This window comes from Archangium lipolyticum (assembly GCF_024623785.1).
GTDB lineage: Bacteria > Myxococcota > Myxococcia > Myxococcales > Myxococcaceae > Archangium > Archangium lipolyticum.
Genome location: NZ_JANKBZ010000028.1, coordinates 1 through 16125 on the forward strand (window position 1 = coordinate 1; position 16125 = coordinate 16125).

General features: G+C 65.8%; 29 protein-coding genes. All 29 read left to right on the top strand.

The features are described 5' to 3' along the window. Positions 1–323, top strand: a 323-nt coding sequence (locus NR810_RS39300) for an EF-Tu C-terminal domain-related protein (protein WP_456062041.1), incomplete at its 5' end; no start/stop codon positions are given. A gap of 189 nt (positions 324–512) precedes the next feature. Further along, positions 513–821, top strand: a complete 309-nt coding sequence (gene rpsJ, locus NR810_RS39305) for a 30S ribosomal protein S10 (RefSeq protein WP_002625389.1) — start codon at positions 513–515, stop codon at positions 819–821. Between the two features lie 53 nt (positions 822–874). Next, complete coding sequence (gene rplD / locus NR810_RS39310; protein WP_257460149.1) at positions 875–1498, top strand: 50S ribosomal protein L4; 624 nt, start codon at positions 875–877, stop codon at positions 1496–1498. After that, the gene (locus NR810_RS39315; protein WP_257460150.1) at positions 1495–1788 is read left to right on the top strand and encodes a 50S ribosomal protein L23; all 294 of its coding nucleotides are present in this window, start codon (positions 1495–1497) and stop codon (positions 1786–1788) included. Before rplD ends, NR810_RS39315 begins: the two co-directional genes overlap by 4 nt. A gap of 32 nt (positions 1789–1820) precedes the next feature. Further along, positions 1821–2666 carry a 50S ribosomal protein L2 gene (gene rplB, locus NR810_RS39320; protein ID WP_257460151.1) on the top strand — a complete coding sequence of 282 codons (846 nt, stop codon included), beginning with the start codon at positions 1821–1823 and terminating at the stop codon, positions 2664–2666. 15 nt (positions 2667–2681) lie between these two features. Then, positions 2682–2963: a 30S ribosomal protein S19 gene (gene rpsS / locus NR810_RS39325; protein ID WP_002625385.1), complete on the top strand. Its 282-nt coding sequence runs from the start codon at positions 2682–2684 to the stop codon at positions 2961–2963. Between the two features lie 40 nt (positions 2964–3003). Beyond that, on the top strand, positions 3004–3351 hold the full coding sequence (rplV, locus tag NR810_RS39330; RefSeq protein WP_257460152.1) for a 50S ribosomal protein L22: 348 nt from the start codon (positions 3004–3006) through the stop codon (positions 3349–3351). Positions 3352–3399: 48 nt separating this feature from the next. After that, complete coding sequence (gene rpsC, locus NR810_RS39335) at positions 3400–4065, top strand: 30S ribosomal protein S3 (protein ID WP_204227933.1); 666 nt, start codon at positions 3400–3402, stop codon at positions 4063–4065. 56 nt (positions 4066–4121) lie between these two features. Further along, positions 4122–4541 (top strand): 50S ribosomal protein L16, encoded by a 420-nt coding sequence (rplP, locus tag NR810_RS39340; RefSeq protein ID WP_204227934.1) that lies wholly within the window; start codon positions 4122–4124, stop codon positions 4539–4541. Positions 4542–4602: 61 nt separating this feature from the next. Next, positions 4603–4809, top strand: coding sequence for a 50S ribosomal protein L29 (rpmC, locus tag NR810_RS39345; RefSeq protein ID WP_108075877.1), 207 nt, complete (start codon positions 4603–4605; stop codon positions 4807–4809). Between the two features lie 11 nt (positions 4810–4820). Beyond that, complete coding sequence (gene rpsQ, locus NR810_RS39350) at positions 4821–5135, top strand: 30S ribosomal protein S17 (protein WP_204227935.1); 315 nt, start codon at positions 4821–4823, stop codon at positions 5133–5135. A gap of 108 nt (positions 5136–5243) precedes the next feature. After that, positions 5244–5612: a 50S ribosomal protein L14 gene (gene rplN, locus NR810_RS39355; protein WP_002625379.1), complete on the top strand. Its 369-nt coding sequence runs from the start codon at positions 5244–5246 to the stop codon at positions 5610–5612. A gap of 37 nt (positions 5613–5649) precedes the next feature. Further along, positions 5650–5979 carry a 50S ribosomal protein L24 gene (rplX, locus tag NR810_RS39360; protein ID WP_204227936.1) on the top strand — a complete coding sequence of 110 codons (330 nt, stop codon included), beginning with the start codon at positions 5650–5652 and terminating at the stop codon, positions 5977–5979. A gap of 174 nt (positions 5980–6153) precedes the next feature. Further along, on the top strand, positions 6154–6807 hold the full coding sequence (gene rplE, locus NR810_RS39365) for a 50S ribosomal protein L5 (protein WP_204227937.1): 654 nt from the start codon (positions 6154–6156) through the stop codon (positions 6805–6807). A gap of 14 nt (positions 6808–6821) precedes the next feature. Further along, on the top strand, positions 6822–7007 hold the full coding sequence (locus NR810_RS39370; RefSeq protein ID WP_043409024.1) for a type Z 30S ribosomal protein S14: 186 nt from the start codon (positions 6822–6824) through the stop codon (positions 7005–7007). 180 nt (positions 7008–7187) lie between these two features. Then, positions 7188–7589, top strand: a complete 402-nt coding sequence (gene rpsH / locus NR810_RS39375) for a 30S ribosomal protein S8 (protein WP_257460160.1) — start codon at positions 7188–7190, stop codon at positions 7587–7589. A gap of 58 nt (positions 7590–7647) precedes the next feature. Beyond that, the gene (gene rplF / locus NR810_RS39380) at positions 7648–8217 is read left to right on the top strand and encodes a 50S ribosomal protein L6 (protein WP_257460162.1); all 570 of its coding nucleotides are present in this window, start codon (positions 7648–7650) and stop codon (positions 8215–8217) included. Between the two features lie 96 nt (positions 8218–8313). Next, entirely contained in the window at positions 8314–8670 is a 357-nt protein-coding gene (rplR, locus tag NR810_RS39385; RefSeq protein WP_257460163.1) for a 50S ribosomal protein L18, read from the top strand. Positions 8671–8697: 27 nt separating this feature from the next. Continuing rightward, positions 8698–9216: a 30S ribosomal protein S5 gene (rpsE, locus tag NR810_RS39390; protein WP_203404248.1), complete on the top strand. Its 519-nt coding sequence runs from the start codon at positions 8698–8700 to the stop codon at positions 9214–9216. Positions 9217–9218: 2 nt separating this feature from the next. Continuing rightward, positions 9219–9488 (top strand): 50S ribosomal protein L30, encoded by a 270-nt coding sequence (gene rpmD, locus NR810_RS39395; RefSeq protein WP_257460166.1) that lies wholly within the window; start codon positions 9219–9221, stop codon positions 9486–9488. Positions 9489–9506: 18 nt separating this feature from the next. Then, the gene (rplO, locus tag NR810_RS39400) at positions 9507–10028 is read left to right on the top strand and encodes a 50S ribosomal protein L15 (protein ID WP_257460168.1); all 522 of its coding nucleotides are present in this window, start codon (positions 9507–9509) and stop codon (positions 10026–10028) included. Between the two features lie 126 nt (positions 10029–10154). After that, positions 10155–11501, top strand: coding sequence for a preprotein translocase subunit SecY (secY, locus tag NR810_RS39405; RefSeq protein WP_257460169.1), 1347 nt, complete (start codon positions 10155–10157; stop codon positions 11499–11501). Positions 11502–11641: 140 nt separating this feature from the next. Continuing rightward, positions 11642–12289: an adenylate kinase gene (locus NR810_RS39410; RefSeq protein ID WP_257460170.1), complete on the top strand. Its 648-nt coding sequence runs from the start codon at positions 11642–11644 to the stop codon at positions 12287–12289. Between the two features lie 383 nt (positions 12290–12672). After that, positions 12673–12891 (top strand): translation initiation factor IF-1, encoded by a 219-nt coding sequence (gene infA / locus NR810_RS39415; RefSeq protein ID WP_043409051.1) that lies wholly within the window; start codon positions 12673–12675, stop codon positions 12889–12891. A gap of 79 nt (positions 12892–12970) precedes the next feature. Continuing rightward, positions 12971–13087, top strand: coding sequence for a 50S ribosomal protein L36 (rpmJ, locus tag NR810_RS39420; RefSeq protein WP_002633586.1), 117 nt, complete (start codon positions 12971–12973; stop codon positions 13085–13087). Positions 13088–13139: 52 nt separating this feature from the next. Next, positions 13140–13523, top strand: a complete 384-nt coding sequence (gene rpsM / locus NR810_RS39425; protein ID WP_257460181.1) for a 30S ribosomal protein S13 — start codon at positions 13140–13142, stop codon at positions 13521–13523. Positions 13524–13592: 69 nt separating this feature from the next. Further along, positions 13593–14039, top strand: a complete 447-nt coding sequence (gene rpsK, locus NR810_RS39430; RefSeq protein WP_257460183.1) for a 30S ribosomal protein S11 — start codon at positions 13593–13595, stop codon at positions 14037–14039. A 63-nt stretch (positions 14040–14102) separates the two neighbouring features. Next, positions 14103–14729 (top strand): 30S ribosomal protein S4, encoded by a 627-nt coding sequence (gene rpsD / locus NR810_RS39435; RefSeq protein ID WP_204227948.1) that lies wholly within the window; start codon positions 14103–14105, stop codon positions 14727–14729. Between the two features lie 204 nt (positions 14730–14933). Beyond that, entirely contained in the window at positions 14934–16016 is a 1083-nt protein-coding gene (locus NR810_RS39440) for a DNA-directed RNA polymerase subunit alpha (RefSeq protein ID WP_257460187.1), read from the top strand. The last annotated feature ends 109 nt before the right edge of the window (positions 16017–16125 follow it).

The window sequence follows — 16125 nt, forward strand, 5'->3', positions numbered from 1 at the left end:
AGCGCGGCCAGGTGCTGGCCAAGCCGGGCTCCATCACCCCGCACACCAAGTTCAAGGCGCAGATCTACGTGCTCACGAAGGAAGAGGGTGGCCGTCACACCCCGTTCTTCAAGGGCTACCGTCCGCAATTCTACTTCCGCACCACGGACGTGACGGGTACGGTGAAGCTGCCGGAGAACGTCGAGATGGTGATGCCGGGCGACAACATCGCCATCGAGGTGGAGCTGATCACCCCGGTGGCCATGGAGAAGGAACTCCGGTTCGCCGTCCGTGAGGGTGGTCGTACCGTGGGCGCCGGCGTCGTGGCCGAGATCATCGCGTAGTTTCCGTCGTACCCACTTCCCTGGTCTTTTGTTCAGAAAAGTCCGGGGAGGTGGGAATAAGGTTGCATCCACCAGGGGCCGGTGGTACAAGCCGCGCCCCTTCGTTCGAAGAAATGGCTCTGTGACATCCAGGGGACGTTGGTCGTAGCGCCTCCCGAAGGCAGAGGCCGTTTAAAGAGGTTTTTGCGAATGGCGACACAGAAGATCCGCATCCGGCTGAAGGCGTACGACTCCAAGCTCCTGGATCAGAGCGCTGGGGAGATCGTCGAGACTGCTCGGCGCACGGGCGCCAAGGTGGCCGGTCCGATCCCCCTGCCCACGCGCATCAACAAGTTCACGGTTCTGCGCTCGCCGCACGTGGACAAGAAGAGCCGCGAGCAGTTCGAGATCCGCACGCACAAGCGCCTGCTCGATATCCTCGAGCCGACCCAGCAGACGCTGGACGCGCTGATGAAGCTGGATCTCTCGGCCGGTGTTGACGTGGAGATCAAGTCCTGAGGAAGCGGGGCTGAGCCCTCGCGGTTCCACTCCGTTCCCCAGAGGAAAGAGCCATGGCGAAGTTCGACGTAGTCGACCTGGATATGAAGAAAGTGTCGGAGCTTGAGCTCTCCGACGAGGTTTTCGGCGCCGAGCCGAACGCGCACCTCTTCTATGAGGTCGCGAAGATGCAGCAGATCAACCGGCGCCGGGGTACGGTGGCGGTGAAGAACACCTCGCTGGTGAGCGGTGGTGGCAAGAAGCCCTGGAAGCAGAAGGGTACTGGCCGCGCCCGCCAGGGTTCCATCCGCGCCTCCCACTGGGTGGGTGGCGGCAAGGCGATGGGCCCCAAGCCGCGGGACTACTTCTACCGTCCCCCCAAGAAGGTCCGCCGCGGTGCGCTCAAGGCGATTCTGTCGCTGCGCGCCCGTGAGAAGTCGCTCATCATCGTGAACGACTTCAACCTGTCCGCTCCCAAGAGCAAGCAGGCCTTCGAGGCCCTGACCAAGCGGCTGAAGCTGGCCGATGCGCTGGTCATCGACGCCAAGACCAACACCAACCTGCACCGCAGCGTGCGCAACCTGGCGAAGTTCGACGTGCTCCCGCCCGAGGGCCTGAACCTCGAGTCCGTCCTCCGCCACAAGCACCTGGTGCTCACTTCCGCGGCCGCCAAGGCCATCGAGGGGGCGCTCTCGTGAATATCAACGACGTCATCAAGGGGCCGCTCATCACCGAGAAGCTGGACCAGGCCCGTGAGAAGTTCCGGCAGTACTCGTTCATCGTGGACAAGAAGGCAACCAAGCACGACGTGGCCCACGCCGTCGAGTCGCTCTTCAAGGTGAGCGTCGAGGGTGTGCGCACCAACATCGTCCGCGGAAAGACGAAGCGCGTGGGCCGCTCGATTGGCAAGCGGCCGAACTTCAAGAAGGCCGTCGTCACCCTCAAGGAGGGGGACAAGATCGAGCTCTTCGAGGGAGGCGCGGTCTAGCGCACGGCGCTGACCGTCGTTGAGGAACCACCATGGGCATCAAGAAGTACAAGCCGACCTCCGCCGCCCGTCGTCTGATGACGGTGTCCGACTTCGCGGACATCACCAAGGGCAAGCCGGAGAAGAAGCTCACCGAGTCTCTCACCAAGTCCGGCGGCCGCAACGTCCACGGCCACATCACCCGTCGTCACCAGGGTGGTGGTCACAAGCGCCGCTACCGCATCATCGACTTCAAGCGTCGGGACAAGGACGGCGTGCCGGCGAAGGTCGCGGCCGTCGAGTACGACCCGAACCGCTCCGCGAACATCGCCCTCCTGCACTACGCGGACGGCGAGAAGCGCTACATCCTCGCTCCGGTGGACCTGAAGGTCGGGGACACCGTCATGGCGGGTGAGAACGCGGATATCCGTCCGGGCAACACGCTGCCGCTGCTCAACATCCCGGTCGGTACCATCATCCACAACGTGGAGCTGAAGCCGGGCCGCGGCGGGCAGATCATCCGCTCCGCGGGCTCCTCCGGTCAGCTGATGGCCAAGGAGGGCCGCTACGCCCAGGTGCGTCTGCCCTCGGGTGCCGTGCGCATGGTGCTCATCGAGTGCCGCGCCACCGTGGGCCAGGTGGGCAACCTGGAGCACGAGATCATCCGCATCGGCAAGGCGGGCCGTAGCCGCTGGCTGGGCATCCGGCCCACCGTCCGCGGTCTGGCGATGAACCCTGTCGACCACCCGCACGGTGGTGGTGAGGGTAAGTCCGGTCAGGGTAACCCGCACCCGGTGTCGCCGTGGGGTCAGAAGACCAAGGGCCTCAGCACCCGCAAGAACAAGCGTACTGACAAGTTCATCGTGAGCGTCCGCCGTCCGGGCGCGCGCAGCCAGTAGTCGAGGGTTCACACAATGGCGCGTTCGATCAAGAAGGGTCCGTTCGTCGATGGTTACCTCGTCAAGAAGGTCGAGGACATGATCAAGACGAACAAGAAGAGTGTTGTGAAGACGTGGTCCCGGCGTTCCACCATCCTGCCGGAGTTCGTGGGACACACCTTCGCGGTGCACAACGGCCGCAAGTTCATCCCCGTCTTCGTGACCGAGAACATGGTGGGCCACAAGCTCGGCGAGTTCGCCCCGACGCGTACGTTCGGCGGTCACTCGGCGGAGAAGAAGGTCGCCAAGGGCAAGTAGCCGGCCCCGCTGACAGGCGGCGTCCGCCAGAGGAGATGACATGGAGTCGAAGGCACATCTGAGGTTCCTGCGCATGTCGCCCCGGAAGGTTTCCACGGTGGCGGCGCTCGTCCGGGGCAAGCCGGTGGAGCAGGCGTTGAACATCCTGCGTTTCACCAGCCGCGCCGCGGCCGTCCCGGTGGCCAAGCTCATCAAGAGCGCCGTGGCCAACGCGACCGACCTGTCCAAGGGCCAGGTCGACGTGGACAAGCTCGTCGTGAAGACGATTTCGGTGGATCAGGGGCCGACCCAGCGCCGCTACATGCCGCGCGCCATGGGCCGCGCCACGCGCATCAACAAGAAGACCAGTCACATTCACGTGGTGCTGGCGGAGGCGGCCAAGAAGTAAGGCCTGCCGCCTGGCGCCCCCACGCAACCGATTCGAAGGAGAAGCACGTTGGGCCAGAAAGTCCATCCCATTGGGTTCCGCCTCGGGGTCATCAAGACCTGGGACTCCAAGTGGTTCGAGCACAAGAACTACGCGCAGTGGCTGCATGAAGACATCCGCATCCGCGAGTTCGTGAAGAAGTCGCTCGCCCACGCGGGTGTCTCCAAGGTGGAGATCGAGCGCGCGGCGAACAAGGTGAAGGTCAACGTGCACACCGCGCGCCCGGGCATCGTCATCGGCAAGCGCGGTGCCGGCATCGAGACGGTGAAGAAGGACCTCCAGCAGTTCACCAAGAACGAGGTCTTCCTCAACATCGTCGAGGTCCGCAAGGCCGAGACCGACGCCCAGCTGGTGGCCGAGAACATCGCCACCCAGCTCGAGCGCCGTATCGCCTTCCGCCGCGCCATGAAGAAGGCGCTGCAGACGGCGATGAAGTTCGGCGCCAAGGGCATCCGCGTCTCCTGCTCCGGCCGTCTGGGCGGCGCCGAGATGGCTCGCTACGAGTGGTACCGCGAGGGCCGCGTGCCCCTGCACACCCTCCGCGCGGACATCGACTTCGGCTTCGCCGAGGCCAAGACCACCTACGGCAAGATCGGTTGCAAGGTCTGGATCTGCCGCGGCGAGGTCCTGCCCACCAAGGGTGGCCAGGGCGCCGCGCCGGCCGCCAACCGCTAACTCCCCGGGAGCCGCCCCGGGAGGGGCGGCTCGCTCGGGCTTGAAGGACACCGACGATGCTTCAGCCTGCTCGTACGAAATTCCGCAAGATGCACAAGGGCCGCACGCCCGGCCGGGCCTATCGCGGCAGCGATCTCACCTATGGTGAGTACGGTCTGATGTCCCTGCAGCCGGGGTGGATCACCTCGCGGCAGATCGAGGCGGCCCGTATCGCGATGACCCGCCACATCAAGCGTGGCGGCAAGATCTGGATCCGGGTGTTCCCGGACAAGCCCATCACCAAGAAGCCGGCTGAAACCCGTATGGGTACCGGTAAGGGTGGTGTGGAGTACTACGTGGCGGTGGTGAAGCCCGGTCGCATCCTCTACGAGATGGAGGGTATGACGCCCGAGGTTGCCACGGCCGCCATGAAGCTGGCCCAGGCGAAGCTGCCCGTGCTGACGAAGATCGTCACCCGCAGCGAGCTGGCGCTCTAGTTCCGCCCTCGGGCGGCCCCTGATAAGAGGGCCGCCCGCTGGCTCTGAGGAGATTTAGAAGATGGCGACTGCGAAGGAACTCAAGGAGCTCTCGGCGGACGACCTGAAGCGGCGGGCGGCCGAGCTGCGCGACACGCTGTTCCAGGACCAGCTCAAGCGGGCCACCGGCTCGCTGGACAACCCGTCCGAGCGCACGCAGCACAAGCGCGACCTGGCTCGCATCCTGACCGTCCTGGGGGAGAAGACCCGGGCGGAGAAGAAGGCTTAGGAGCTTTTCCCATGGCTGAAGCGACTCAATCCACCTCTGCCAAGACCACCTCCCGCGGCCGTCCCAAGACGCGCGTGGGCATTGTCACCTCCAACAAGATGCAGAAGACGGTGGTGGTCACCGTCTCCCGCCGCGCCGCTCACCCCAAGTACGGGAAGATCATGAGCATGCGCGAGAAGTACAAGGCGCACGTCGAGGATCACGACTACCCCGCGAAGATCACCATCAACGAGGGTGACCGGGTGCGCATCGCCGAGACCCGTCCCGCTTCCAAGGACAAGCGCTGGCGCGTGGTCGAGGTGTTGGAGAAGAGCAAGAACGTCTGAGCCGTCCGAGCTCGCGCCGCCGTTCAGGCGCGCGCGGCCGTGGCTCGAGCCCGCGCGGTGCCCGTCCTCGCCGGAGGGGCCTGCCGTAGCTAGAGAAGGAGATTCCAGATGATTCAGATGACGAGCGTGCTCGACGTGGCCGACAACTCGGGCGCCAAGAAGGTGTTCTGCATCAAGGTGCTTGGCGGTTCCAAGCGCAAGTACGCGTCCATCGGCGATGTGATCGTCGTGTCGATCCGCGAGGCGCTGCCGAACTCCAAGGTGAAGAAGGGTGACGTGGCCAAGGCGGTCATCGTGCGCACCGCGCGCGAGGTGGGCCGTCCGGATGGCAGCTACATCAAGTTCGATGGCAACTCCGCCGTCCTCATCAACAAGGACATGGAGCCCATCGGGACGCGTATCTTCGGGCCGGTCGCCCGTGAGCTCCGCGCCCGCAAGTTCATGAAGATCATCTCGCTCGCTCCCGAGGTCCTCTAGTAGGGCGTCAGGCGGTCCGCGAGGAGGGAGAGGAACCATGGAGAAGCTCAAGGTTGGAGACACCGTCCAGGTCATCGCCGGCGCCGAGCGCTCGGAGAAGACCCCGGCGACCAAGCGCGGGAAGATCCTCAAGATCGACCGCGAGGCCCAGCGCGTGACCGTGGAAGGCGTGCGCCTGGTCAAGCGGCACCTGCGCAAGACGCCCCAGCAGCCCGAGGGCGGAATTGTGGACAAGCCGGGCACCATCCACATCTCGGATGTCCAGCTGGTCTGCGCCAAGTGCGACAAGCCGACCCGCGTGGGTATCCGGGCGGATGGGGACAAGAAGAAGCGGTTCTGCAAGAACTGCGACGCTCTGATTGACTAGGGGCGCGGGTTCGGGCATGTATGCGCGCCCTTTGCCCTACCCGGGTGAGGGGAGGGCGGGCGAGCACACCGGAAGCCCTGAAGAATCGGTAGGGGCTCCGGTGTTTCCAGTTTCCACGCAGTACTGATCGGCGCACTGGGTCCACGACGGCGCTCCGAAGCAGAGGGTCAGACGATGGCTGAAGAGAAGAAGGAAGCGGCTCCGAAGAAGGAGAAGAAGGGCCGCAAGAAGGAAGAGCTCAAGAAGGCAGGCTTCGCGGCGAACATCGAGGAAGGTCTCGAGTCCAAGCCGGCGCGTCTCAAGCTGCGCTTCCGCAAGGAAGGCGTCCCCGCGCTGATGAAGGACCTCGGGCTGAAGAACCCCATGCAGGTTCCCCGCCTCGAGAAGATCGTCGTCAACATGGGTCTGGGCGAGGCGCTCGCCAACAACAAGATCCTCGAGTCCGCCGTGGACCAGCTGGGTGCCATCACCGGTCAGAAGCCCGTGGTGACCCGCGCCCGCAAGTCCATCGCGAACTTCAAGCTGCGCCAGGGCCAGGCGATCGGTTGCGCCGTCACCCTGCGCGGCGATCGCATGTATGAGTTCCTGGACCGCCTCATCACCGTGGCCCTGCCGCGCGTGCGTGACTTCAAGGGCGTGTCCCCGAAGGCCTTCGACGGGAATGGTAACTACACGCTCGGCGTCCGCGAGCAGATCATCTTCCCGGAAATCAACTACGACCAGATCGAGAAGGTGAAGGGGCTCAACATCAGCTTCGTCACCACCGCGAAGAACGACGAGCAGGGGCTGGCGCTGATGCGTCACTTCGGCATGCCGTTCCGCACGTAAGAGGATCCGCATCCATGGCCAAGCTCTCGAAGATCGCCCAGGCGAAGCGCAAGCCGAAGTTCTCCGTCCGCGCGTACAACCGCTGCCCGCTCTGCGGCCGGCCCCGCGCGTTCCTGCGGAAGTTCAACATGTGCCGTATCTGCTTCCGGCACCGCGCGCTCCGCGGCGAGATCACCGGCGTCACCAAGTCGTCCTGGTAGTCGGACGCGGGCGTCCCGGTCCCTGACAGGGGGCCGGGGAGCCTGGTCTGCCCGCGAGCGGGTGGGCCGAATGCAGGACACGCATGGCAATTCGTGGCGAACCCCCGGGATGGGCCCGGCAGGCGCGGCGGTTGCGAACGCGGAGGCGGCCAGGCCGCTCCGCACGGAAGGTAGCCATTCATGTCGGTCGTCAACGATCCCATCGGCGACATGCTGACCCGCCTGCGCAACGGTTCGCGCGCGCGGCACGACAAGGTCGTCATCCCCCACTCGAACCTCAAGCTCGAGATCATCAAGGTCCTCAAGTCCGAGGGCTTCATCGGGGACTACACCGTTCACGAGCGCAAGCCGCAGAGCGAGATCAGCGTCCAGCTGAAGTACGGCCAGGACCGCGCTCCGGCCATCACCGGCATCCGCCGCATCTCCAAGCCCGGTCTGCGCCGTTACACCAACTCGCGTGAGATTCCCCAGGTGCTCGGCGGCCTGGGTATCTCCATCCTGTCCACGTCCCGCGGCGTGATGGTGGACACCGATGCTCGCAAGCAGAAGGTCGGCGGCGAGCTGCTCTGCACCGTCTACTAGCCAGCAGCCCGGGTGCCGCGGCTCGCGCCGCGACCTGGGCTCACCGCAAGAGGGAATCATGAGTCGGATTGGAAAGCTTCCGGTCAAGCTGGCGGACAAGACGAAGGCCACTGTTTCGGGCCGCCAGGTCAGTTTCGAAGGTCCCAAGGGCAAGATGGTCGTCCAGCTGCCCGCCACCGGCGTGAAGGTGAAGATCGCCGGCAACGAGGTGACGGTCGAGCGCGAGAACGATTCGCGCGAGGCCCGCAGCCTGCACGGCCTGACCCGCACGCTGCTGGCCAACGCGGCCAAGGGCGTGTCGACGGGCTTCGAGCGTCGCCTGGACATCCGCGGCGTCGGTTTCCGCGCCGAGGTGAAGGGCAAGACGATCAACATGTCGCTGGGTTACTCGCACCCTGTGGTGTTCAACCTGCCCGAGGGTGTCACGGCCGAGGTCGACAAGGCGGCCCGCACCGAGGACGGTCTGCCCACGCTGGGTCTGACGTTGCGGTCGGCGGACAAGGAGGCCCTTGGGGCCGCCGCGGTGAAGATCCGCGCGCTGCGCCCGCCCGAGCCCTACAAGGGCAAGGGCATCAAGTACTCCACCGAGAAGATCCGCCGCAAGGAAGGCAAGACCGGCACCACCTAGTCGGAGTGAACACCCAACCGCGCGGCTCCCTGAGGGGCCGCGCAATCATCCGGCGGTGGAATTCCCCATCATCGCCGGACGGAGAAGGAATCATCCATGTCGAACAAGCTCGATCCGCGCCTCAAGAGGAAGGACCGCATCCGCCGGAAGATCTCGGGAACCACCGAGCGCCCGCGGCTCACGGTCTACAAGAGCCTCAAGCACATCTACGCCCAGGTGGTGGACGACACCACGGGCCGCACCCTGGTCTTCGCTTCGTCGCTCTCCAAGGAGCTCAAGGGCAAGGACGAGGGGGACAAGAAGGCCGAGGCCAAGCGCGTGGGCGCTCTGATCGCGGAGAAGTGCAAGGCGGCCAACGTGAACGCGGTGGTGTTCGACCGCAACGGCTTCCCGTACCACGGGCGCATCGCCGCCGTGGCGGATGCCGCGCGTGAGGGCGGGCTGAAGTTCTAGAAACCTTTCGAATAAGGAAGTTCCCAAGTGGCAACTCCGATCAATCCGAACGATCTCGACCTCACCGACCGGGTGGTGAACATCAACCGCGTCGCCAAGGTGGTGAAGGGCGGCCGGCGGTTCTCGTTCGCCGCGCTGGTGGTGGTGGGCGATGGCGCCGGTCATGTTGGCGTCGGGCTGGGCAAGGCCAACGAGGTTCCCGAGGCCATCCGCAAGGGTGGCGAGAACGCGAAGAAGAACCTCTTCCGCGTCCCGCTGCAGGGTCACACCATCCCCCACGAGGTGCTCGGGCACTTCGGCGCGGGCTGGGTGCTCCTGAAGCCGGCCGGTGAAGGTACGGGCGTCATCGCCGGTGGTGCGGTGCGCGCGGTTCTCGAGGCGGCGGGCATCCGCAACATCCTGACGAAGAGCCAGGGTTCGCGGAACCCCCACAACGTGCTCAAGGCGACCATGGCGGGCCTGAAGAACCTGCGCTCGCCGGAGCAGGTGTCGCGCCTGCGTGGCAAGGACGTGGGTCCCCAGAAGTCTGAAGAGGCGAGGGGTTAATCATGGCGCTCAAGGTCAAGCTGACGAAGAGCTTCGCGGGCTCGTCCGAAGAGCAGCTCGCGACGATCCGGGGCCTCGGGCTGAAGAAGTTCGGCGACGAGCGGCTCCTGCAGGACACGCCGGCGGTTCGCGGCATGGTGAACAAGGTGCGTCACCTGGTGACGTCCGAGACGGTGCAGGGTGATGCTCCCAAGCCTTCCCGCCGCAAGCCTCGGAAGATTCGGGCTCGGGACGCCGCGCGCGCCCGTGCTGCCCAGGCCGCGAAGGCCTAGTGCGAGAGGGTTCAGACAATGGCGACTACGCTCCATAACCTGAAGCGCCCTGAGGGCTCGTGGCACCGCAAGAAGCGGGTGGGCCGCGGCCAGGGTAGCGGTCTGGGCAAGACGGCCGGCCGCGGTGGCAAGGGCCAGAAGGCCCGTACCGGCAACATGCGTTTCGAGGGCTTCGAGGGCGGTCAGAGCCCGCTGCAGCGCCGGCTGCCGAAGTTCGGCTTCATCTCCCCCAACCGCACCGTGTACGCGGTGGTGAACCTGTCGGACCTCGAGGGGTTCGACGCGGGCGCCACGGTGGACGTGGCCGCGCTGGAGTCCCGGGGCCTGGTGAAGGGCCGCTACGACGGCGTGAAGGTGCTCGGCAACGGCACCCTCTCCAAGAAGCTCTCCGTCCGGGCGCACAAGCTCTCGGCGACCGCCCGCGAGGCGATCGAAAAGGCGGGCGGCTCCGTGGAGGAGCTCCCCCTGGTGGCCCACAAGCCGGAGTCCGCGGCCAAGGCCCACTCCGGCAAGGGCGTCAAGCAGGCCAAGAAGTCGTGAGGGTAGGGCGCGTTACACTCTTAGTGGTGCGCGCCTTTCCATCCGTGTAGGATTCCGCGCCCCTTTCCGAATTCGGACAGGGGCGCTGTTGTTCTGGCTGAAACCTTTCTGGGGGATGGATCCCACGTGGCTCTGAACGCCTTCGCCAACGTCTTCCGCATCGCGGAGCTGCGCAGCCGGCTCATCTATACGCTGATGCTGCTCGCGGTGTACCGCATCGGTATCTTCATCAACACGCCTGGCGTGGACCGGGCGGCGATGAACGCGTTCATGGACGCCCAGCGCCAGTCGGGCGGCCTGTTCTCGCTCTTCAACCTGTTCTCCGGCGGCGCCCTGAACCAGATGTCGATCTTCGGTCTGGGCATCATGCCGTACGTGTCCGCCTCCATCATCATCCAGCTCCTGGCGGTGGTGGTGCCCAGCCTGGAGCGGCTGCAGAAGGAAGGCGCCGGCGGCCGGCAGAAGATCAACCAGTACACCCGCTACGGCACCATCGCGCTGTCCATCGTCCAGGGCGTGGGCATCTCGCGCTGGCTGGCCTCGCTGGGCCGCAGCGACGCGGGCCAGTCCGGCTTCAACCAGGTGGTCGTTCCCAACGACAACGTCTGGTTCACCTTCATGACGGTGGTCAGCCTGACGGCGGGCACCGCGTTCATCATGTGGCTGGGTGAGCGCATCACCGAGCGCGGCATCGGCAACGGCATCTCGCTCATCATCTTCGCGGGCATCGTGTCCGGCCTGCTGCCCAGCGGCAAGACGCTGCTGGATCTGGTCCAGCAGGAGGTCGTCAGCATGGCGGCCGTGGCGGCCCTGTTGCTCTTCATGGTGCTCGTCGTCGGTGTGGTGGTCTACGTCGAGCGCGGCATGCGGCGCATCCCGGTGCAGTACGCCAAGCGCATGGCCGGCCGGCGCATGTTCGCCGGGCAGGCCACGTACTTCCCGATGAAGGTGAACACCTCGGGAGTCATCCCGCCCATCTTCGCCGGCGCGCTGCTGTCGTTCCCGGCCACGCTGGGCACCTGGTTCCCGTTCCTCCAGGGCGTGCAGCGCAGCATCGAGTCGAGCCCCTGGGTCTACAACGGCATCTTCGTCCTGCTGATCATCTTCTTCTCGTACTTCTACACGGCGCTGACCTTCCGGCCGGACGACGTGGCGGACAACATCAAGAAGCAGGGCGGCTACATCCCGGGCATCCGTCCGGGCCGGCAGACGGCGGACTTCATCGAGGGCGTGCTCAACCGCATCACCTTCGGCGGGGCCCTGTACCTGGCCGCCATCTGCGTGATTCCGTCCATCATCAGCAACATGCTGGGCGTCAACTTCACCTTCGGAGGCACGGCGCTGCTGATCGTCGTGGGCGTGGCGCTGGACACGGTGCAGCAGATCGAGGGCCACCTCATCAGCCGCAACTACGAGGGCTTCGCGGGTCCGCGCGGTCCCCGGATCCGCGGCCGGGTCCGCGTGGCGGCCTGAGCGAGGAAGGCGTTCTCGGGCGCTCCTCCCCATCACCCCGGGGAGGGGCGCTTCGTTGTTCCAGGGGTGTGAGAGCGGCGCGGGGGGCATGTTCGCCGTGGTCCCCAGCGCGCTCCTTCCTGATGAGCTGAGAGGAATACATGAACCTCATCCTGTTTGGCCCTCCGTTCGCGGGGAAGGGCACCCAGGCGAAGCTGCTGTATTCGGAGTTCAAGATTCCGCAGATCTCCACGGGTGACATCCTCCGCAAGGCGGTTCGTGAGGGCACCGAGATGGGCAAGCTGGCCGGGCCGTTGATGGCCGCCGGTGCCTACGTGCCGGACGAGATCGTCATCGGGATCGTGGAGGAGCGCCTGAAGGAGCCGGACTGCGCCAACGGCTTCATCCTGGACGGCTTCCCGCGCACCACGCCCCAGGCCGAGGCGCTCGAGCGCATGCTGGCCCGTCTGGGCAAGAAGATCGATACGGTGGTGTCTCTCGAGGTGCCGCACGAGAAGCTCATCGAGCGCGGCTCGGGCCGCCGTTCCTGTCCTGTCTGCGGCGCCGTCTACCATGTCTACCAGAGCCCTCCGAAGCGGGCCGGCTTCTGCGACAAGGACGACGCCAGCCTCGTGCAGCGCGAGGACGACAAGGCCGAGGTCGTCGAGAAGCGCCTGAAGAAGTACGAGGCGGAGACGGCTCCCCTGAAGCAGTTCTACGCGCAACGCGGGCTGCTCAAGAGCATCGATGGTGTGGGGTCGCCCGAGGGCGTCTACGCGGATATCAAGAAGGCGACGGGCAAGGCCTGATCACCCGTGCAGCGGGCCACCAGGCGAGGGCCGGGCGCGCGGAGTGGGCGTCCGGCGAGCTTCGTCCAGGAATGGTCCTCCCAGTCGAGCCCATGGTGAACCAGGGCACGGATGAGGTGGAGCTCCTCGGCGATGACTGGACAGCCGATCCCCTCGACAACAAGCTTTCCGCGTACTTGGAGCATTCGGGTGCTCCTTCACCAAAGGGGGGCCGCAAGTCCTCATCTGGCGACGGGCCGGGTAGGTACGTGGAATACAAGGGTGTACGCAGGGAGTTCGTAGAATTTCGGGGTTTTCAGCGCGAGGATGCTTGCCACTTCAGGACCAAAGTGTTATCCCGCCGCGCTTCCAGTGTTCAGGTGGTCCGCAAGAGGGTTATCTGATTGCCGAAGGATGATTCCATCGAAGTCGAGGGGACGGTCATGGAGCCCCTCCCGAACGCGATGTTCCGCGTGGTGTTGGACAATGGCCACAAGGTGCTCGCGCACATCTCGGGCAAGATGCGGATGCACTTCATCCGAATCCTCCCGGGCGACAAGGTGAAGGTGGAGCTGTCTCCGTACGATTTGAGCCGGGGCCGGATCACCTACCGAGCGAAGTAGCAGGGGCCTGGTTCCGCGGAATGGCGGACAGGCCCTCGAGGCTTTTCTTTTCTAAAAGCGAAGGAAGGGAAGTACCGCCATGAAGGTTCGGGCGTCCGTCAAGAAGATCTGCGACAAGTGCAAGGTTGTCCGCCGCAAGGGCATCGTGCGCGTCATCTGCGCCTCCAACCCCCGGCACAAGCAGCGCCAGGGCTGAGTCCCCCAGGGACTGAGCTCCAGACCAACTCCACCCAGAAGGAACGACGAAGATGGCTCGTATCGCCGGCATCGACCTCCCGCCCAACAAGCGCGCGGTGATCTCGCTGCAGTACATCTACGGGATCGGCAACAAGTCCGCCCACGACATCATCGAGGCGGCGGGAATCGACCTCGCCACCCGGACCAAGGATCTCACCGAGGAGCAGACGCGGAAGATCCGCGACCTCATCGAGACCAACTACAAGGTCGAAGGTGACCTCCGCCGCGAGGTGACCATGAACATCAAGCGGCTGATGGACCTGGGCTGCTACCGGGGTCTGCGTCACCGCAAGGGTCTGCCGGTTCGTGGCCAGCGGACGCACACCAACGCGCGTACCCGCAAGGGTCCCAAGCGCGGCATCGTGCGCGCCAAGCCGGCGGCGGGCGCTCGCTAGTTCTTCCACCTGCGCCGGTTCCCGCCAGGAGCCGGCGTCGATCACCTACCTTCAGGAGCAACGAGTTCCATGGCTGAAGAGACCAACGCGCCCGCGGCAACCGAGGCGGCCCCCGCGACCGGCGAGGCCCCTGCCGCTGCGCGCAAGAAGGGCAAGAAGGGCAAGAAGAGCATCCTCAACGGCGTGGTCCACATCCAGTCCACGTTCAACAACACCATCATCACGATCACGGACGTGTCCGGGAACGTGATCTCCTGGTCCTCCGCCGGCGCCCGCGGTTTCCGCGGCAGCCGCAAGTCGACGCCGTTCGCCGCCCAGGTGGCCGCCGGTGACGCCGCGGCCAAGGCCATGGAGCACGGCCTGAAGAACGTGACGGTGCTGGTGAAGGGTCCGGGCGCTGGCCGTGAGTCCGCCCTGCGCGCGCTCGCCGCCGCCGGCCTGAAGATCTCGCTCATCCGCGACGTGACGCCCATCCCGCACAACGGCTGCCGTCAGCCGAAGCGCCGCCGCGTCTAGTTCCACTCCGGGCCGCTCTCCTCGTGGGAGCGGCCCCAGACCACCTTTACACGGAGAAGCATCGTGGCCCGTTATACCGCCTCCGCCTGCCGCATCTGCCGGCGTGAGAACCTGAAGATGTACCTGAAGGGTGACCGCTGCTACACGGACAAGTGTGCCATCGAGCGGCGTCCCTATCCCCCCGGCCAGCACGGCCAGGGTCGCGTGAAGTTCTCTGGCTACGGCGTGCAGCTGCGCGAGAAGCAGAAGGTCAAGCGCATGTACGGCCTGCTGGAGAGCCAGTTCCGCGGCTACTACCACCGCGCCTCCGCCGCCAAGGGCAAGACCGGTGAGAACCTCCTGCAGCAGCTGGAGCTGCGCCTGGACAACGTGGTGTTCCGCATGGGCTTCGCGGACACCCGCGCCGAGGCCCGCCAGCTGGTGCGTCACGGTCACTTCACGGTCAACGGCAAGCGGGTCAACATCCCGTCCTTCGCCGTGAAGCCGGGCGCCACCATCGAGGTGGCCGAGAAGAGCCGGAAGATCCTCCGCATCTCCGAGGCGCTGGAGACCGTGGACCGCCGCGGCGTGCCGCAGTGGATCGACCTGGACAAGAAGTCCTTCAAGGGCACGGTGCGCACCGCTCCGAACCGCGAGGACCTCACCATGCCGATCCAGGAGCAGCTCATCGTCGAGCTCTACTCGAAGTAATTGGCCTGGCTCGCCCACCTGCTGGGCGCGCTGCCGCTGGAGCTGTCGTACGCGCCCTGGCCTCACCGCCGGGGCGTCGTGCTTCTACCGGCCCGCCCCGAGCAACTCCGGGCCGGGCCGTTCATCCAAGAACCCCACGTGCCCATCCTCCCGTCATCCGGCGGGTAAGTCGGTGGTGGCGCACGGCATGAGGAGTACACGGACATGGCTGACTCTTTCATCGCGAAGAACTGGCGCGACCTCATCAAGCCCCGTCGGCTCGAGGTCGATCAGGACTCGCTGTCCCCCACCTACGGCAAGTTCGTCGCCGAGCCGCTCGAGCGCGGCTTCGGCACCACGCTGGGCAACTCGCTGCGCCGCGTGCTGCTGTCGTCCCTCCAGGGCGCCGCCATCACCACGGTGAAGATCGAGGGCGTGGACCACGAGTTCACCACCATCCCCGAGGTGGCCGAGGACGTCACGGACGTCGTGTTGAACCTGAAGGAGGTCCTCCTCCGGATGCACACGAACGAGCCCAAGACGCTGCGCATCGAGGCCGAGGGCCCCAAGGACGTGAAGGCCGGTGACATCATCGCCGACCAGGACGTGGAGATCCTCAACCCGGGTCACCACATCTGCACCATCTCCGAGGGTGGCAAGGTCCGCATGGAGCTCACCTGCCGCCGCGGCCGGGGCTACGTGCCGGCCAACGCCAACAAGGTCGCGGGCTCGCCCATCGGCACCATCCCCATCGACTCGCTGTTCTCGCCCATCCGCAAGGTGAACTACCAGGTGACCAACGCCCGCGTCGGCCAGGTCACCGACTTCGACAAGCTCACCCTCGAGGTCTGGACGGACGGCTCCGTCACCCCTCAGGACGCCGTCGCCTACGCGGCCAAGATCGTCAAGGAGCAGCTCACGGTGTTCGTCAACTTCGACGAGACCGAGGAGCCCGTGGCGGTGGAGGCCCCCAAGGAGGAGGCCAAGCTCAACGAGAACCTCTTCCGCTCCGTCGACGAGCTGGAGCTCTCCGTTCGCTCGGCCAACTGCCTGCAGCAGGCCAACATCAAGACCATCGGCGACCTGGTGCAGCGCACCGAGGCCGAGATGCTCAAGACCAAGAACTTCGGCCGCAAGTCCTTGAAGGAGATCAAGGAGATCCTCGCGGAGATGGGCCTGTCGCTCGGCATGAAGCTGGAGAACTGGCCTCCGAAGACCCCTCCGCCCGCTCCCGCTCCGGGTGCTGGCGCGGCGGCGGCCGCGGCGGCGGGTGCGCCCGCGGTGCCCCCGGGCGCTCCCAAGGCCTAGTCGTTTCCGCAGCACCTCCTCCCACGGGGCGGCACCGCCGCATGCCTCGCGGGAGGAGGGGGCCTTCGCGGGCCCAACACAGCAACGGTGGAGCCCGTGCCGGTTCCAT

Coding starts and splice junctions, on each gene's coding strand:
- rpsJ (WP_002625389.1), top strand. CDS start 513: ATGGCGACACAGAAGATCCGCATCCGGCTGAAGGCGTACGACTCCAAG.
- rplD (WP_257460149.1), top strand. CDS start 875: ATGGCGAAGTTCGACGTAGTCGACCTGGATATGAAGAAAGTGTCGGAG.
- rplB (WP_257460151.1), top strand. CDS start 1,821: ATGGGCATCAAGAAGTACAAGCCGACCTCCGCCGCCCGTCGTCTGATG.
- rpsS (WP_002625385.1), top strand. CDS start 2,682: ATGGCGCGTTCGATCAAGAAGGGTCCGTTCGTCGATGGTTACCTCGTC.
- rplV (WP_257460152.1), top strand. CDS start 3,004: ATGGAGTCGAAGGCACATCTGAGGTTCCTGCGCATGTCGCCCCGGAAG.
- rplP (WP_204227934.1), top strand. CDS start 4,122: ATGCTTCAGCCTGCTCGTACGAAATTCCGCAAGATGCACAAGGGCCGC.
- rpmC (WP_108075877.1), top strand. CDS start 4,603: ATGGCGACTGCGAAGGAACTCAAGGAGCTCTCGGCGGACGACCTGAAG.
- rpsQ (WP_204227935.1), top strand. CDS start 4,821: ATGGCTGAAGCGACTCAATCCACCTCTGCCAAGACCACCTCCCGCGGC.
- rplN (WP_002625379.1), top strand. CDS start 5,244: ATGATTCAGATGACGAGCGTGCTCGACGTGGCCGACAACTCGGGCGCC.
- rplX (WP_204227936.1), top strand. CDS start 5,650: ATGGAGAAGCTCAAGGTTGGAGACACCGTCCAGGTCATCGCCGGCGCC.
- rplE (WP_204227937.1), top strand. CDS start 6,154: ATGGCTGAAGAGAAGAAGGAAGCGGCTCCGAAGAAGGAGAAGAAGGGC.
- NR810_RS39370 (WP_043409024.1), top strand. CDS start 6,822: ATGGCCAAGCTCTCGAAGATCGCCCAGGCGAAGCGCAAGCCGAAGTTC.
- rpsH (WP_257460160.1), top strand. CDS start 7,188: ATGTCGGTCGTCAACGATCCCATCGGCGACATGCTGACCCGCCTGCGC.
- rplF (WP_257460162.1), top strand. CDS start 7,648: ATGAGTCGGATTGGAAAGCTTCCGGTCAAGCTGGCGGACAAGACGAAG.
- rplR (WP_257460163.1), top strand. CDS start 8,314: ATGTCGAACAAGCTCGATCCGCGCCTCAAGAGGAAGGACCGCATCCGC.
- rpmD (WP_257460166.1), top strand. CDS start 9,219: ATGGCGCTCAAGGTCAAGCTGACGAAGAGCTTCGCGGGCTCGTCCGAA.
- rplO (WP_257460168.1), top strand. CDS start 9,507: ATGGCGACTACGCTCCATAACCTGAAGCGCCCTGAGGGCTCGTGGCAC.
- NR810_RS39410 (WP_257460170.1), top strand. CDS start 11,642: ATGAACCTCATCCTGTTTGGCCCTCCGTTCGCGGGGAAGGGCACCCAG.
- rpmJ (WP_002633586.1), top strand. CDS start 12,971: ATGAAGGTTCGGGCGTCCGTCAAGAAGATCTGCGACAAGTGCAAGGTT.
- rpsM (WP_257460181.1), top strand. CDS start 13,140: ATGGCTCGTATCGCCGGCATCGACCTCCCGCCCAACAAGCGCGCGGTG.
- rpsK (WP_257460183.1), top strand. CDS start 13,593: ATGGCTGAAGAGACCAACGCGCCCGCGGCAACCGAGGCGGCCCCCGCG.
- NR810_RS39440 (WP_257460187.1), top strand. CDS start 14,934: ATGGCTGACTCTTTCATCGCGAAGAACTGGCGCGACCTCATCAAGCCC.